Raw genomic sequence first — 15,636 nt, 5'->3', positions numbered from 1 at the left:
ATAGAGACACACATCATGGCTTACCTTCAACTGAGCAATATCGAGAAATTCTTTGGCGAGCACCGCGCCATCAAGGGCATCGACCTGGAGATCCGGCAGGGCGAATTCGTCGTCTTCGTGGGGCCGTCGGGTTGCGGTAAATCAACCCTGCTGCGCCTGATCGCGGGCCTCGAACCGATCGATGGCGGCAAGCTGTCGCTCGACGGGCGCGACATCACGGCGCTGCCATCATCCAAGCGCGACCTGGCGATGGTGTTCCAGTCGTATGCGCTGTATCCGCACATGACGGTGTTCCAGAACATGTCGTTCGCGCTGAAGCTGGCCGGCGTCGACCCGGCCATCATCCGCGAAAAAGTCGACAAGGCGGCCGCCATCCTCGACCTGGGGAAGTACCTGGAGCGCACGCCCAAAGAATTGTCGGGCGGGCAGCGCCAGCGCGTGGCCATCGGCCGCGCCATCGTGCGCGACCCGAAAGTGTTCTTGTTCGATGAACCGCTGTCCAACCTCGACGCGGCCCTGCGCGTGCAGACGCGCATCGAGATCGCCAAGCTGCACCGCGAGCTGGGCGCCACCACCATCTACGTCACGCACGACCAGGTCGAGGCGATGACCCTGGCCGACCGCGTGGTGGTGCTGCGCGACGGGCAGATCGAGCAGCATGGCTCGCCCCTGGAACTGTATGACCGTCCCGCCAACCGCTTCGTCGCGCAATTCATCGGCACGCCCAGCATGAACGTGGTGCCGGCCGACGCGGCGCCGCAGCTGCTGGCGCAGGCGGGCAGCGCGGCGCAGGCCGACGGTTTTGTCGGCATCCGCCCCGAGCACGTGCACCTGGGTGCGGCGCAGCCGGGCAGCGTGCCCGTCACCGTCGACCTGGTCGAATCGCTGGGCGTGGAAACCCTCACCTATGTGCGCCTGCCGAACAATGTGCAGCTGGTATCGCGCGGCGCGGAGCGCAGCAGCCTGCAGCCGGGTCAGCAGACGCACCTGACGTTCGAGCCGGGCTTCGTGCATTATTTCGACCGCGCCGGCAAGACCTACGCGGCAGCGAAAGGAGCGCTGTAATGGACGCCATCGCCTTGAACCAGGCAAACCTGGCAACGCTGCCAGGGACCGTGGCCGTGCCAGCGTATGCGCGCGGCGCGCTCGTGCCCAGCATCGTGCATATCGGCGTGGGCGGGTTTTTTCGCGCCCACCAGGCCGTGTACCTCGACGACTTGCTGGCGCTCCAAGGCCAGGAGCATGCGCAGTGGGGTTATTGCGGCGTGGGCTTGCTGGCGCATGACGCGGCCATGCGCGACGCCATGCAGGCGCAGGATGGCTTGTACACGGTGGTCGAGCGCAGCGCGGCCGGCGATAGCGCGCGCATCATCGGCAGCATCGCCGAATACCTGTATGCGCCCGACGAGCCGCAAGCCGTGCTGGATAAGCTGGCCGACCCTGGCACGCGCATCGTCGCGCTGACCATCACGGAAGGCGGTTATTACGTGAACCAGGGCACGGGCGAGTTTGACGCAGGTCATGCCGACATTGCGTACGAACTGGCGCACCCGGAGGCGCCGCGCTGCTCGTTCGGCTACCTGGCCGCGGCGCTGGCCCTGCGCCACCAGCGTGGCCTGGCGCCGTTTACCATCATGTCCTGCGATAACCTGCAAAACAATGGCGACGTGACGCGCAAGATGCTGTTGGCCTTTGTCGCCCTGCGCGACGTGGAGCTGGCGCGCTGGCTGGCCACGCACGGCAGCTTCCCCAACAGCATGGTCGACCGCATCACGCCGGCCACCACGGACGAACACCGGGCGCTCGTGCGCGAGACCTTCGGCATCGTCGACGCCTGGCCCGTCGTGTGCGAGCCGTTCCGCCAGTGGGTCATCGAAGACGAATTCCCGCAGGGCCGTCCCGCCTGGGAAAAAGTCGGCGCGCAGATGACGCACGACGTGCTGCCGTATGAAAAGATGAAGCTGCGCTTGCTCAATGCCAGCCACCAGGCCCTATGCTACATTGGCATGCAGCTCGGTTACACGTTTGCGCATGAAGCGATGGGTGATCCTGGCATCCGCGCGCTCGTGCGCCGCATGATGGATGACGAGGTCACGCCCTTGCTCGGCGAAGTGGAAGGCATACATCTGGACAGCTATAAAGATACGCTGATCGAGCGCTTCTCGAATCCGGCCGTGCGCGACCAGCTGGCGCGCATCGGCACGGAAGGTTCGGCGCGCATCCCGAAATTCGTGCTGCCGTCCGTGCGCGAAGCGCTGGCCCGGGGCGGCGCCATCACGCTGCTGGCGTTTACCGTGGCGTGCTGGTTCCGCTACCTGGAAGGCCACGACGAGCAGGGACGCGAGATGCCCTTGAACGATCCGTACGCGGTGCGCCTGCGCGCGCTGGCGCTGCAGGGCGGCTCGGACGCCGCGGCGCTGCTGTCCTTGCGCGAGCTGTTCGGCGACCTGAGCGACACACCGGCCTTCACGCAGGCGGTGGGGCAGTCGCTGGCCAGCCTGTATGGGCTGGGCGCGCGCGCGGCGCTGGAACAGATCGTCGCCTGACGGGGGAGGGCGCGCCATGCAACGCAAGGCCGAATATCCGCAACCGCAGATGGAGCTGGAGCAGCAGCGCGACGCCACGCCCGGCTTCGAGCCGAAAGGCAGTTTCGGCTTCATCCGCTACCTGGAGCACGGCTTTCCGAATTCGCTGGTGCGCTGGCATTACCACGACGAGTACGAGCTGCACCTGATCGTCGAAAGCAGCGGCAAGGTGTTTGTCGGCGACTACATCGGCCAGTTCGCGCCCGGCCACCTGGTGCTGACGGGGCCACGCGTGCCGCACAACTGGGTCTCGCTCGGCACGCCGCCGGAAGGCGTGGCCTTGCGCGACATGGTGATCCAGTTTTCGCACGCGCCGCTGGCGTCGATGGCCGTCGCCATGCCCGAGTTGAAGGATATTTTCCCGCTGCTGCAGCGCGCCCTGCACGGCGTGGAATTCTTTGGCGTCAGCGAACAGTCGCTGCGGCGCTTCCAGCGCATCCGCGACAGCAGCGGCTTGCCGCGCCTGATCGAATTTTTGAGCCTGCTGGGCGAACTGGCGCAGACCAGCGACTACCAGCTGCTGTCGACGGTGCCGATGCAGTCGAGCGACGACGACGTGGCCCTGGCGCGCATCAGTTCCGCCATCAACTTCATCGTGCACAATTACAGCAGCCAATTCTCGCTGAAACAGCTGGCCGAGCAGGTGGACATGCCCGAGCGGACGTTTTCGCGCTTCTTTCGCCACGCCACGGGCAACAGCTTCACGGACTTCGTCAACCGACTGCGCATCAACAAGGCGTGCCAGCTGCTGATGGAGACGGAGCGCTATGTCAGCAACATCTGCTACGAGGCGGGATTCAACAACGTGGCCAATTTCAACCGGCGCTTCCTGGAATTGAAGGGCATGACGCCGAAGGAGTTTCGCCAGCAGGCGCTGGGCCGTTTTGGCGAGTGAGGCTTTTTGAGGTACATTGGATGGCACAGGCGGGGACAGCCTGGGAGAGACGAGCATGGAACACCTGTGGCAGAAGGACAGCGAGCGCAAGGCGCCCGAACTGGAACGCGAAAGCTATGACGGCATCATCAATTACCTGGAACACGGCTATCCCAGCTCGCGCGTGCGCTGGCACTGCCACGAGGAATACGAGCTGCACCTGATCGTCGCCACCAGCGGGCGATTGTTCGTGGGCGACTATATCGGCGAGTTTTCGCCCGGCCACCTGGTGCTGACGGGCCCGCGCCTGCCGCACAACTGGATTTCCAACGTGATGCCGGAAGGCGGCGTGGCCCTGCGCGACATGATCGTGCAATTCGCCCACGCGCCGCTGGCGGGCGCCGCGCGCGTCATTCCCGAATTGCGCGAGTTGTTGCCGCTGCTGGAGCGCTCCAGCTATGGCGTGGAGTTTTTCGACATGGGCGCGGAAGCGGAGCGGCACCTGGCGCGCATCCGCGTCACGCATGGCGCCGAGCGCTTCGCCGAATTCGTGCAGCTGATGAGCAAACTGGCGCGCACGGCCAATTACCGCTTGCTGTCGAGCGCCTCCCTGCGTTCGTACGACGACGATGCGACTCTGGCCAAGGTGAATTCCGTCCTCAACTACATCACGGACAATTACCGCGAGCCGATTTCGGCGGAAATGCTGGCCGAGCAGGTGGGCATGTCGCTGAGCAAATTCTCGCGCTTCTTTCGGAAGGCGACGGGCAACAGTTTTACGGATTTCATCAGCCGGCTGCGCATCAACAAGGCGTGCCAGCTGCTGATGGATACGGACCAGTATGTGTCGAACGTCTGCTACGACGTGGGCTTCCAGAACGTGGCCAACTTCAACCGCCGCTTCCTGCAGGTGAAGGGCGTCACGCCGAAGCAATTCCGGCGCCAGGCCGATGGCCGCTTTGGCGGCATCGGCGGGCCCGTGGCGGTTATGCCACAGGCCTAGCCGCTGTCATTGCCTTGTCACTTTGACTGGTTATGCTCCACGGCTACTCCACCCACCTTAGCCGAGGAATGCATGAATACTGCCGTAACGCCGATCCCGAAACTGACCCTGTTGGCCATCGCCGCCGGCCTGGCCCTGGCCGCGTGCGGCGGCAGCGACAATCCGCCGGCGGAGCCTTCCAAGCCCGTGGCGCAGACGGGCGTGTTCCTCGATGGCGCGGTGGAAGGGCTCGATTACGTGGCGGGCAGCGCGGCCAAGGCCAGCACCAATGCCAAGGGCGAATTCGTTTGCAATCCGGGCGAGACGGTCGCCTTCAGCGTGGGCGGCCTGGCCCTGGGCTCGGCGCCGTGCGGCGCCGTCGTCACGCCGCTGGCGCTGGCCGCCAGCACCAACGTGGCGGACGACAAGGTCGTCAACCGCCTGCTGGCGCTGCAATTGCTCGATGACGACAGCGATCCGTCGAACGGCATCAGGCTGACGGCCGAAGTGAAGGCTGCGCTGGCAGGCAAGACCCTGGACTTCGCCGCCGCCCCGGCAGCCTTCAACACGGCCCTGGCCGCGCATCTGGCAACGGTGGGCGCGAAATTCGCCGGCCGCACGGTCGATGCGGAGCGCCGCGCCCTCGTGCGCGAGCATTTCGAAGACACCCTGGCCTCGAAAGCGGGCGCGCCCGTCAATGAAGCGCTGACGCAAGCCAATCCGGTGGGCGAAGTGAAAGTGACCGTGACGCGCTACCAGATCCAGGCGGCCGATAAATTCTACGTGCCGTACGAAGGCGCGAACGCGAAGATCAAGGGCGAGTTCCCGAACGGTTTCCTGCCGTCGTACGGCTCGGGCCTGGCCTACAAGGGCAAGAATGCGGCCGGCGACCTGGAATTCTATGGCTTGACGGACCGCGGCCCGAACGGCGACGGCCCGCTGGTGCCCGATCCCTCGGGCAAGGGCACCATCGGCAGCAAGATCTTCCCGTCGCCCAGTTTTACCCCGTCGTTCGGCGTGATCACGGTGGGCAAGAATGGCGCTGTGCTGGCGTCGAGCACGCCGATCAAGGTGTCGGCTGCCGTCAACAGCTCGGGCTTGCCCGTGCCCGTGGGTGCGGTCGGCAATTCGGCCGAGATTCCCGTCATGGATGCGATGAAGTTCGACGCCGCCGGCAAGGCCGTCTTCAACGCGGGCGGCCTCGATTCGGAAGCCATCGTCGTCGATGCGAAGCGCAATGCGCTGTGGGTATCGGACGAGTACGGCCCGTTCATCATCAAGATCGATGCGGCCACGGGCGTCATCCAGGCCAAGTACGAGCCGGGCAAGGGCTTGCCGGCGCTGTTCGCCAAGCGCCGTGCCAACCGCGGCATGGAAGGCATGACCCTCGATGCGAGCAACGACAAGCTGTACGCCTTCCTGCAAAGCCCCTTGAGCGACGGCACGGCCATGTATTCGGTGACGAAGAAGGCGGAGCAGGTGGAGCGCTTCGCCCGCTTCACGCGCTGGATCGAATTCGACCCGGTGACGGGCACCAGCGGCAAGATGTATGCGTATCCCTTGAATGCGGCCGACTACCAGGATGGCCGCACGGGCAACGCCAAGCTGGGCGACATGGTGGCGCTGGGCGGCGGAAAATTCCTCGTCATCGAGCAGGGTGCCGCGCCGTCGGGCAAGGTCTTCAACAAGCTGATGCTGGTCGAATTGAAGGGCGCCACGGACATTTCCGCCGCCGCCTTCAATGCGACGACGTCCGACCTGGAAAAGAGCAGCATGGGCGGCGCTGGCGTCAACGGCGCCGACTGGGCTGCCGTCACGCCGCTGAAGAAAACCCTGCTGCTGGACTTGAACGCCATCGGCTGGGCGGCGGAAAAGGCGGAAGGCCTGACCCTGATCGACGACTCCACCATCGCGCTGGCCAACGACAATGACTTCGGCCTGAAGACGAAGATCTTTGACGCGAATGGCGTGGAAGTCGATGGCGCCGACGTCACGAAGTGCACGGTCGACGCCAACGGCACCATCGTCACGAGCAGCGCCGCCGGCTGCAACGCCGCCAACACCATCCGCGTGGCGCGCGGCGACGACCGCGAGCGTCCTAGCCGCTTGTGGATCGTGAAGTTCGCCAAGGCGCTCAATTCATATTGATGGCGTATTGATTTGGCTTAATTGATGGATGAAAAAAAGCCGCACAGTGCAAACTGTGCGGCTTTTTTACGCTGGAACAGGCTTACTTTTTAGTGTAGGTGTTGAGCCAATCGAGCACCGTGTGATGCCACAGCAGCGAATTGGCCGGCTTCAGCACCCAGTGGTTCTCGTCCGGGAAGACCAGCAGCTTGCTCGGGATGCCCTGGCGCTGCAGCGCCGTGAAGGTGCCCAGGCCTTGCGCGGTAGGGATGCGGAAATCCAGGTCGCCCTGTACCACCAGCATCGGCGTCTTCCAGTTTTTCACGAAGTTGACGGGGTTGAACTGTTCGTGCTTGGCCGGCGCGTCGTAGTACGGGCCGCCGTTTTCCCACTCGGTGAACCACAGTTCTTCCGTCGCGTAAGCCATGCCGCGGTTGTCGAACACGCCGTCGTGGTTGACCAGGCATTTGAAGCCGTCCGGCCAGTTACCGGCGATCCAGTTCATCATGTAGCCGCCGTACGACGCGCCCAGCGCGCAGCTGCGCTCGCGGTCCAGCCATGGGAACTTCTTGGTGGCCGCTTCCAGGCCCTTCTGCAAGTCGACCAGCGGCTTGCCGCCCCAGTCGCCGCTGATGGAATCCGTGAATTTCTGGCCATAGCCGGTGGAGCCGTGGAAGTCGATGAAGACGGTGGCGTAGCCGGCGCCCGCATACACTTGCGGATTCCAGCGGTAGCTCCAGCTGTTGCCGAAGCTGCCTTGCGGGCCGCCATGCACCAGGAAGGCAACCGGATACTTTTCGCCGGCCTTGGCGTTCCATGGCTTCATGACGTGGCCGTAGACGGTTTCGCCATTCGCGCCCGCGAACGAGAACTGTTCATATTCGCCGAAACGCACGTCGGCCAGGGCCGCCGCATTCTGCTTCGTCAGCTGCACCATCGGCGCGTTTTCCGACTTCGCATCGAGCTTGCGCGTGTACAGCTGCGCGCCCGAGGCCAGGTTGGCTTGCGCCAGCACGATGGTATTGCCGCGCACGTCGAAGTCGCCCACGGCGCCCTTGCCCGTCAGCGCAGCGACCTTGCCGCTGGCCGCGTCGATGTGGAACAAGCGGTGCTGGCCCACGTCATCGGCGGCGACGAGGAACGCCTTGCTGTCCGGCGTCCAGCGGAAGTCGGCCACGGAACGGTCCCAGTCATCGGCCAGGGTGCGCTTCTTGCCGGTGGCGACATCCATCAGCACCAGATGAAAACGGTCCGCTTCGAAGCCCGGCTTGGTCATGGCGACATAGGCCAGGGTGCGGCCATCGGGCGACCAGGTGGCTTTGGCATCCCAGGCCGGATTGTCGGCCGTGAGATTGCGCGGCGCCGGGCCGCCGATAGCAGGAATCGTGTAGACGTCGAAGTTGGTCGACCACGATTCCGTGCGGCCGGCCACGCGCACGGAGAAGGCCACCGTCTTGCCGTCCGGGCTGAAGTGGTATTCGCCATTGTCGCCGAACGGCTTCGATGGCGCGTCGCCGTCGAGGGTGCCGCTCAGGCTGACGGGCGCGGCGCTGACCTTGCCCGTGGCGTCGATGGGCGCCGAGTACAGCGCGTTGCGGCGGCCATCGGCCCAGGTATCCCAGTGGCGCACGAACATCTGGTCGTAGACCATGCCGCTGGCCTTGTTTTTGGCTTTGTCATCGAGGCGCTTCTTCGTGCAGGCGAGGTCCGCGCAATCGAGGAAGACGCCCATGCTGAAGGCCAGGCGGTCGCCCTGCGGCGACAGGCGGTAGGTGTCGACGTCCAGCGCCAGGTCGGTGACCTTGGCCGCTTCGCCGCCGTTCAGGGGCAGCTGCCACACTTGCGAGGAGCCGGAGCGGCCGGACAGGAAGTAGATGGCGTCGCCGTTCGGCGACCATTGCGGATCGCTGGCGCTGGCATCGCCGCGCGTGAGCTGGCGCGGTACAGCGTTCGGCGCGCGCAGGTCGATCATCCACAGCTGCGTGTTGCCGCGGTTTTTGTCCAGGTTGGTGGTGCGCACCGTGTAGACGACGCGCGTGGCGTCCGGCGACAGCACGGGGCTGCCCACACGTTCCATGGCCACCATGTCTTCCACGGTGAAACCGCGCGGCGCGGCCAGCGCCGGCACGGCGGCGGTGGTGGCCATGGCGGCACTGAATGCTCCCAAGAGCAGCAGACGTAAACTCATTCAAACTCCCGATTCTTATGACGACGTTATCGATATGGTATTGACGTGGCCGGCTGTACCGCCGGCAGCCCGACATCATAGCAATAAAGACGCGCCTGCTGCGGGAGTTGACCGCCGGTTAGCCGGCCGGCAGTGCCAGTTGGTCGAGCGCCACGTGGCCCAGGAAGCCGCCCTGGCTGGTGGCCGGCAAGCCGTCCTCGATGGCGTGGGCAAAGCGGATGCCGGGGTCCTGTTCCAGCGCCGCCAGCACGCGTGCCGTGTCCGGATAGTCTGCCAGGCGCGCCAGCTGCAGCGGTTCGGCCCAGCGCGCCGTGGCGGCCAGGTAGGCGTCGGCGATGGTGGGGGCGGTATCGGAAGCGAGCCAGGTGCGGCCGGCGAGCAGGCGCTCCAGGTGCGCCAGGCTTTTGTTGACCTTCTCGACGGCCATCTCGCGCCAGACGGCCGCGCGCGCGTCGGTTTCCGGCGCGCGCGACGCCTGGAAGGCGGGCATGAAGGCCGCGTGGAACGTCGTGTGCAAAAAGGACAGCACGCTGTTCAGGCGGTCGTATTGCGGCGTGCCCTGCGCAAAGCCCAGGCCTGTGTGCGGCGCGCGCGCGGCGATATGCAGCAGGATCGCCATGCTTTCCAGCAGCGGCGTGCCCGCGTGCGTGAGCAGGGCCGGCGTCTGGCCCAGGGGATTGATGGCGAGAAAGGCGGGATGCTGCTTGCTGGCCGGGTCGCGCGCTTCCACGCGGGCAAGTTGGTACGGCAGGCCGCTCCATTCGAGGGCGGCGATGGCGGCGAACGAGCAGCCGAACGGCACGCTGTAGATCAGGGTAGTTTCCATGCTGGAGCTCCGGTGAGAGGAAAGAAGGGCAGTCTAATCGCGATGGTTACTATTTGGAAGAAGGCAGAATAATGTGGTATAGGTACATTTTTTATACCAGGTGGGAAGCCAACCATGAAAGACAATGTCTCCGGCTGCGCCGTGGAAGAAGCCATGCGACTGCTGGGCGGGCGCTGGCGCATCGTGCTGCTCAGCTATCTGATGGCGGGGCCGAAGCGCTTCAGCGAAATCCGCCGCGCCGTGCCGAATATCTCGCAGCGCATGCTGACCCTGGACTTGCGCGCGCTGGAAGAGGCGGGCTTGCTGACGCGCACGATTTACGCGGAAGTGCCCGTCAAGGTGGAATACCGGCTGACGGACGAGGGCTTGCGCTTGCGGGAGCTGGTCGAGATGCTGCGCGCCATCGGCTTGCGCCTGCGCGGACAGGCGGACGGGGGCGGCGCCTTTCTCGCGCCCGATGGCGACGATCACTCTCAATAGAAACAACTGTCTTTATGCAAAGTGCTAGACTGCCGGCCTTTGCTCACTACTCTCGATACCCATGCGCCTGACTTCCCTCGCCCTGACCGCCGCCGCCCTGTTTGCCGCCTTGCCGGCCCAGGCGGCCACCATGCCGACGCTCGAACAAATCCACGCCGCCGTGCAGGTGGGCGTGGCCAAGACCCGGGCCAAAATGCAATCGACTGTGACGGTACCGATCGCCGTCAAGGTCACCAGCTTGACCGGCTGCCAGGATTCGCAGGAAGTGCCGGGCGAAGTGGTGTGCCTGGTCGCCATGAGCGGGGGCATGCGCGATGCTTTCATGGTGCTGCCGTTGCGCAACGAGAACGGTACCTGGGTGGGCGTCGAGCGCAAGGATGCCAAGTTCGCGGGACCGTCGCCGGCCGAGGCGCAAGCGATGATACGCGCCTGGGCCAAGGAAGAAGTGGCGCGCAATCCGGAAGCGGCCAAGGATGTGCAGATGCAGGAAGCGCAGAGCACCATGCAGGTCAAGGCCATCAACGAGTGCGAGGTCAAGCGCAAGACGGGCTATCTGGTCTGCGATACGGAATTGAGCGTGCCGAGCCGTCCGGAAGCCATCAAGACGGAACTGACCTTCATGCTGGAAAACGCCAACTGGCGCTACGTGCCGCGCTAAGCCGCCGCGTTGTTTGCCGCCGGGACAGTCACGCTGTTCCGGCACCGTTCCCGCCATCCCCCTGCGGCCACGCTGCCGCCTGCAATATTTGCAGATTCGCAAGGCAATTTCGCCAGTGAAAATTGCCGATTTAAATTAATAATTAGACATTAAAATTAATATGTCGGTGCAGATCGCCGCCGGCTTCCTGCCGTCTTGCATTTGCCCGCTTCCCCGTGCCTGCACGGGCTACCTCTGAGGATGTGACCATGCGACTCAATCTTCCCGTCAGCGATACCGAAATCAACCTGAGCGATACCGAGACCATCGTCTCGACTACCGACTTGCAAGGCAATATCACCTATGCCAACCCGTATTTCATCGCCGTCAGCGGTTACAGCGCGGAAGAATTGATCGGCGCGCCGCAGAACATCCTGCGCCATCCCGACATGCCGGTCGAAGCGTTCGCCGACTTCTGGGCCACCATCCGTTCGGGGTGTTCGTGGAGCGGCATGGTGAAAAACCGCTGCAAGAATGGCGATTACTACTGGGTGCTGGCGAACGTGACGCCGGTGGTGGAAGACGGCGTGGCCGTCGGCTACATGTCCGTGCGCACCAAGCCCACGCGCCAGCAGGTGGCGCAGGCCACGGCCCTGTACGCGCGCATCAAGGCGGGGCAGGCCGACGGCATCGTCATCAGCCAGGGCGCGGCCGTGCGGACTGGCTGGCTGGCCAGGTTCGCGCGCCTGCGCGACTTGCCGCTGGGCAAGCGAATCGGCTGGAATCTGGGCTTGCTGAGCCTGGTATTGCTGCTGCAACTGGCGTGGAATGCGGGCCTGCTGCCGGCCGGCGCGGCCGTCTGGCTGACGGGCTTGTCCGTGGTAGCCTTGGGCGCGACCCTGTATTTCTGGCACAGCCTGCACCGCGCCGTGCTGCAACCGTTGCAGCAGGCGCGCCAGGCTTGCGACGTGATGGCGGGCGGCGACCTGACGGGCGAGCTCGATACGACGCGGCGCGACGAGATGGGGCAACTGCTGCGCTCCCTGCGCCAGCTGCGCGTAAACTTGCATTCCATCGTCGGCGATGTGCGCGGCAATTTCTTGCGTATCAGCATGGCCAGCCAGGAAATCGCCGCCGGCAATATGGACTTGTCGGGCCGTACGGAAGCGCAGGCGTCAGCCCTGCAGCAGACGGCGTCGAGCATGGAGCAGCTGGCGGCCACGGTGCAGCAAAACAGCGGCAACGCCGTGCAGGTCAGCGACATGGCGGGCAAGGTCCACGGCCTGGCCGGGCGCGGCGGCGAGATCGTCGGTCAGATGGTGAGCATGATGGCCGATATTGACGCTTCATCGAAGAAGATCGGCGACATTACGGGCATTATCGAAGGCATCGCCTTCCAGACGAATATCCTGGCCCTGAACGCGGCCGTGGAAGCGGCGCGCGCCGGCGACCAGGGGCGGGGCTTTGCCGTGGTGGCGGGCGAAGTGCGCAGCCTGGCCCATCGCAGCGCGGCGGCGGCCACGGAAATCAAGCAATTGATCACGGCGTCGTTGGCGCAGGTGCAGGCGGGCGCGAAGCTGGCCCAGCAGGCGGGCGCCAGCAGCGCCGAAATGCTGGGCGCCGTGCAGGGCGTGCACGGCATCATGGAAGAGATCGCCTCCGCTTCGCGCGAGCAAAGCCACGGCATCGGCCAGGTCAACATGGCCGTCACGCAGATGGATGAAGTGACGCAGCAGAACGCGGCGCTGGTGGAGGAATCGGCGGCCGCCTCGGCGTCGCTGCAAGACCAGACCTTGCAGCTGGAGCAGGCGATGGCCTTGTTCAAGCTGGAACGGCGGCGCGGCGGCCAGGCAGGCTCCGCCACGCCCCCGCGCACGGGGGAGCGCCGGCGTGCTACAGCAGGCGCTCTGACAACGCCTTGAAGGGCACCCTGGGCACGAGAAAGGCAAACGGCTGGGAGACGGGCGGCAACTGCGCCAGCAAGCCGCAGTCGGCGCGCAAGGCTGTCAGCGCTTGTACTTGATCCAGATCAACGGGCAAGTCGATTTCGCCGAAGACCAGCTTGCCGTTGCGCGGCACGTGCGCGATGGCTGCATCCTGGCAGGCGAGGAAGGCGACGGCGTCGCGCCAGTTGCCGAACAGCGCTTGCCAGCCGGCATCGAGGACATGGTCGGTTGCGATGTCCGCCTGCACGTCCAGCGATGGCGCGCTGCCGGCGCCGCTTGTAACGCTGCAGCGGGCTTGCGTGGCCGTGACTTCCAGCGTCATGCCGGCGGCCAGGTGGGTCGGCAGGATGTCGCTGAACAGCCGCGTGCCCAGCGCATGCGGCAAGCTGTCCATGATGTTTTTCAGAAAGTACACGCAGGGCACGGCCGGCGCGCCCGCTGGCGTGTGGTCCAGATATACACGCCAGTTGCTTTGCAACGGAGACGGCAGCATCCGGCGCAGGGGGCCGGGCAGGGCCGGGCCGAAGTGTCCGTGACGGTAGGTCAGCACGGTAAATGGCGTCTTGCCGTCGCGCTGCCACAGGGTCACGCCGGCGGGCAGCAGTTGCTGCGCGGCAGCGGCGTCGACCAGCCAGCTCACGTAGACGACGTCGCGCACGTCGCTGTGCAGGGTCAGGAAGGGCAGGCGGGACATGATCGCCTGGCGTAGGTTGGCAAAGCGCGTGGAATTGGCGAGCGCGGCAAACAGGCGCCCCGGCCAGCCCGCGCGCGGGTGGCGGTAAGTGTTGTCTTGCAATTGGGAACTTTCGGGGTAGATACCGGGGGAATACGCTGATGCAAAAGCACCCGTCCACATCATCGCGAGCGGCAGCGATGTGTGGCCGAGACGCGCAGCTGTGCTGGAGCACAGCGAGCATCGCAGGCCGCACAGGGCGCCGCGCAGCCGATGTGGGCGGGCGTCACTATTATTGCATGTGCCAGCCGTGGCTGACGACGATCGACTGGCCGCTCAGGGCGTTCGACGGGAAGGCGGCCAGGAAGACGGCCGTTTGCGCCACGTCTTGTGTGGTGGTGAATTCGCCGTCGATGGTGTCTTTCAGCATGACTTTCTTGATCACGTCTTCTTCGCTGATGTTCAGCTGGGCCGCCTGTTCGGGGATTTGCTTGTCGACCAGCGGTGTGCGCACGAAGCCAGGGCAGATGACGTTGGCGCGGATGCCATCCTTGGCGCCTTCCTTGGCCACCACCTTGGCCAGGCCCAGCAATCCATGCTTGGCGGCAACGTAGGCACTCTTGAACGGCGAGCCTTCGTGCGAGTGCACGGAACCCATGTAGATGATGGCGCCGCCGCGGCCCGCCTTGATCATTTCGCGCATGCAGGCGCGCGTGGTGAGGAAGGCGCCGTCCATGTGAATGGCCAGCATCTTTTTCCATTGGTCGAACGGGTAGTCGACGACGGGGCTGATGATCTGGATGCCCGCATTGCTGATCAGGATATCGATGCCGCCGAAGTGGGCGGCGGCATCGGCCACGCCCTTGTCCACTTGTTCTTCGCTGGAGACATCCATGGCGACGGCAAACGCCTGGCCGCCCGACTGCTTGATTTCCTCGGCCGTCTTGCTGGCCGCTTCCAGGGCCAGGTCGGCGATGACGACCTTGGCGCCTTGTTTCGCGTATTCAATAGCCATTTCCTTGCCGATACCACTGGCGGCGCCGGTAATCAGTGCGACTTTGTCTTTGAGTTGCATATTAATCCTTTGCATTGCGGGTTGGAGTGATCGTGGAAAACCTGACTATGCCAGTATAGCCAGAAAACGCGCTGCGCATGCCCCGCGCACGCCTATGGGGCTTGCTGCCGGTCAAGCTGCCTCTCTTGTATTTCCTGCAAGCGCCAGGCGCCGGGATTGGTGCCCGCCCAGGTGCGGAACGCATGATTGAACGCGCTTTGCTCCTGGTAGCCGAGCAGGAAGGCAATGTCGACCAGCGACAAATCCGGCGCGCGCAGATAATCGCGCGCCAGCCCGTACCTGGCCTGGTCCAGCAGGGCCTGGAAGCTGGTGCCCGCGTCGGCCAGCTTGCGCTGCAGGGTGCGCGGCGTGACGGCCAAGGCGGCGGCAACGGTGGCCAGCCGCGCCGACCCGTGGCGCAAGCCCGCGACGATGGCCGCGTGGACTTGCGCGTCGATGGCGCCGCCAGTGTCGGTTTCAGCCTGGCGCTGCGCCAGCAGTTGTTCCGCATGCTGGCACAGCACGGGGTACAGGCTGACGTCGGCGTTCGGCACGGGCCAGTCCAGCAATTGCGCATCGAAGGTGGCCGTGTTGGCAGGGGCATTGAAGGCGGGCAGGCTGCCCAGCACGCGCACATATTCGTCGCGGTGCGCCGCGTGGCGCAGCAGGTCGCCGCCGCCATCGTGCGTGAACGCCAGGCGGGCCGGCGGCAGCGGCATGCCCGCCAGCCAGTCGCCGCACACGCGGATGCCGGCGAAGACGCTGTCGACCAGGTGCCGGCTGGCGCCCGGGTAGTTGCTTGCCCAGCGGTAATGCGCGACTGCGCCGTCGCGCTGCAGGGTCGAGCGGCCCAGGTCGTGCGCCAGCCGTTCATAGCGGGCCGTCTGTTCCAGTGCCTGGCCCACGTTGCTGCAACTGAGCAATATCAAACCGTAGGCGCTGTAGGTGCCCATGCGCACGCGCTGGCCCACGTGCAGGCCGAAATGCGCATCGCCCGCCAGTTGCGCGCCCGCATCGAGCAGGCTCACGTAGTCGCACGCGGCCAGGCTGGCTGCGGACGCTTCCAGGCTGTACGGCGCCACGCCGGCCGCCTGCGCCAGGGCGGCAACGGGGATGCCGTGCGCGCCGGCCGCTTCCAGCAGCGGCTGCAGATAGGCGCCGGCGACCCGGCCTTCAGTGCTTGTCATGATGGAACAATGCGATTGTCATGAAAAACCAATACCCTTGGCCTGTGGCGGCATATGCTGTTGAACAGGCAAGAACA

General features: G+C 65.1%; 13 protein-coding genes. 8 read left to right on the top strand and 5 right to left on the bottom strand.

What is annotated here, in order from left to right:
* The first annotated feature begins 15 nt into the window (after positions 1-15).
* From O3300_RS15195 to O3300_RS15175, 5 genes are all read left to right on the top strand, one after another.
* Positions 16-1,065: an ABC transporter ATP-binding protein gene (locus O3300_RS15195; protein ID WP_305053420.1), complete on the top strand. Its 1,050-nt coding sequence runs from the start codon at positions 16-18 to the stop codon at positions 1,063-1,065.
* The gene (locus O3300_RS15190; RefSeq protein WP_305053419.1) at positions 1,065-2,546 is read left to right on the top strand and encodes a mannitol dehydrogenase family protein; all 1,482 of its coding nucleotides are present in this window, start codon (positions 1,065-1,067) and stop codon (positions 2,544-2,546) included. The genes O3300_RS15195 and O3300_RS15190 overlap by 1 nt, the downstream gene beginning before the upstream one ends.
* Positions 2,547-2,562: 16 nt before the next feature.
* Positions 2,563-3,480 (top strand): AraC family transcriptional regulator, encoded by a 918-nt coding sequence (locus tag O3300_RS15185; protein WP_305053418.1) that lies wholly within the window; start codon positions 2,563-2,565, stop codon positions 3,478-3,480.
* Between the two features lie 55 nt (positions 3,481-3,535).
* Positions 3,536-4,462, top strand: coding sequence for an AraC family transcriptional regulator (locus O3300_RS15180; RefSeq protein ID WP_305053417.1), 927 nt, complete (start codon positions 3,536-3,538; stop codon positions 4,460-4,462).
* Positions 4,463-4,534: 72 nt separating this feature from the next.
* A complete protein-coding gene (locus tag O3300_RS15175; RefSeq protein ID WP_305053416.1) occupies positions 4,535-6,589 on the top strand; it encodes an esterase-like activity of phytase family protein in 2,055 nt (684 codons plus the stop codon).
* A gap of 82 nt (positions 6,590-6,671) precedes the next feature.
* On the opposite strand, the gene O3300_RS15170 is transcribed toward O3300_RS15175, so the two are convergent.
* Positions 6,672-8,756, bottom strand: coding sequence for a prolyl oligopeptidase family serine peptidase (locus O3300_RS15170; protein ID WP_369812291.1), 2,085 nt, complete (start codon positions 8,754-8,756; stop codon positions 6,672-6,674).
* Between the two features lie 118 nt (positions 8,757-8,874).
* Positions 8,875-9,582, bottom strand: coding sequence for a glutathione S-transferase family protein (locus O3300_RS15165; RefSeq protein ID WP_305053415.1), 708 nt, complete (start codon positions 9,580-9,582; stop codon positions 8,875-8,877).
* 114 nt (positions 9,583-9,696) lie between these two features.
* Between O3300_RS15165 and O3300_RS15160 the strand changes: the two genes are divergently transcribed.
* The 3 genes from O3300_RS15160 (at position 9,697) to O3300_RS15150 (ending at position 12,621) form a co-directional block, all read left to right on the top strand.
* Positions 9,697-10,062: a helix-turn-helix domain-containing protein gene (locus O3300_RS15160; protein WP_099380591.1), complete on the top strand. Its 366-nt coding sequence runs from the start codon at positions 9,697-9,699 to the stop codon at positions 10,060-10,062.
* Between the two features lie 61 nt (positions 10,063-10,123).
* Positions 10,124-10,720 carry a hypothetical protein gene (locus O3300_RS15155; protein ID WP_099380592.1) on the top strand — a complete coding sequence of 199 codons (597 nt, stop codon included), beginning with the start codon at positions 10,124-10,126 and terminating at the stop codon, positions 10,718-10,720.
* Between the two features lie 248 nt (positions 10,721-10,968).
* A complete protein-coding gene (locus tag O3300_RS15150; protein WP_305053414.1) occupies positions 10,969-12,621 on the top strand; it encodes a PAS domain-containing methyl-accepting chemotaxis protein in 1,653 nt (550 codons plus the stop codon).
* Here the strand turns inward: O3300_RS15150 and O3300_RS15145 are convergent.
* From O3300_RS15145 to O3300_RS15135, 3 genes are all read right to left on the bottom strand, one after another.
* A complete protein-coding gene (locus tag O3300_RS15145) occupies positions 12,593-13,441 on the bottom strand; it encodes a DUF2071 domain-containing protein (RefSeq protein WP_305053413.1) in 849 nt (282 codons plus the stop codon). The genes O3300_RS15150 and O3300_RS15145 overlap by 29 nt on opposite strands.
* Before the next feature lie 169 nt (positions 13,442-13,610).
* The gene (locus tag O3300_RS15140) at positions 13,611-14,393 is read right to left on the bottom strand and encodes a 3-hydroxybutyrate dehydrogenase (RefSeq protein WP_034777971.1); all 783 of its coding nucleotides are present in this window, start codon (positions 14,391-14,393) and stop codon (positions 13,611-13,613) included.
* Between the two features lie 92 nt (positions 14,394-14,485).
* The gene (locus O3300_RS15135; protein WP_305053412.1) at positions 14,486-15,559 is read right to left on the bottom strand and encodes an AraC family transcriptional regulator; all 1,074 of its coding nucleotides are present in this window, start codon (positions 15,557-15,559) and stop codon (positions 14,486-14,488) included.
* Positions 15,560-15,636: the final 77 nt, after the last annotated feature.

The organism is Janthinobacterium sp. SUN206 (assembly GCF_030587305.1).
Classification (GTDB): domain Bacteria; phylum Pseudomonadota; class Gammaproteobacteria; order Burkholderiales; family Burkholderiaceae_D; genus Janthinobacterium; species Janthinobacterium kumbetense.
This window is presented reverse-complemented; position numbering and strand designations above follow the sequence as displayed.

Excerpts from the sequence above, each read along its gene's own strand:
- O3300_RS15195 (WP_305053420.1), top strand. The coding sequence starts at position 16 with ATGGCTTACCTTCAACTGAGCAATATCGAGAAATTCTTTGGCGAGCAC.
- O3300_RS15190 (WP_305053419.1), top strand. The coding sequence starts at position 1,065 with ATGGACGCCATCGCCTTGAACCAGGCAAACCTGGCAACGCTGCCAGGG.
- O3300_RS15185 (WP_305053418.1), top strand. The coding sequence starts at position 2,563 with ATGCAACGCAAGGCCGAATATCCGCAACCGCAGATGGAGCTGGAGCAG.
- O3300_RS15180 (WP_305053417.1), top strand. The coding sequence starts at position 3,536 with ATGGAACACCTGTGGCAGAAGGACAGCGAGCGCAAGGCGCCCGAACTG.
- O3300_RS15175 (WP_305053416.1), top strand. The coding sequence starts at position 4,535 with ATGAATACTGCCGTAACGCCGATCCCGAAACTGACCCTGTTGGCCATC.
- O3300_RS15170 (WP_369812291.1), bottom strand. The coding sequence starts at position 8,756 with ATGAGTTTACGTCTGCTGCTCTTGGGAGCATTCAGTGCCGCCATGGCC.
- O3300_RS15165 (WP_305053415.1), bottom strand. The coding sequence starts at position 9,582 with ATGGAAACTACCCTGATCTACAGCGTGCCGTTCGGCTGCTCGTTCGCC.
- O3300_RS15160 (WP_099380591.1), top strand. The coding sequence starts at position 9,697 with ATGAAAGACAATGTCTCCGGCTGCGCCGTGGAAGAAGCCATGCGACTG.
- O3300_RS15155 (WP_099380592.1), top strand. The coding sequence starts at position 10,124 with ATGCGCCTGACTTCCCTCGCCCTGACCGCCGCCGCCCTGTTTGCCGCC.
- O3300_RS15150 (WP_305053414.1), top strand. The coding sequence starts at position 10,969 with ATGCGACTCAATCTTCCCGTCAGCGATACCGAAATCAACCTGAGCGAT.
- O3300_RS15140 (WP_034777971.1), bottom strand. The coding sequence starts at position 14,393 with ATGCAACTCAAAGACAAAGTCGCACTGATTACCGGCGCCGCCAGTGGT.
- O3300_RS15135 (WP_305053412.1), bottom strand. The coding sequence starts at position 15,559 with ATGACAAGCACTGAAGGCCGGGTCGCCGGCGCCTATCTGCAGCCGCTG.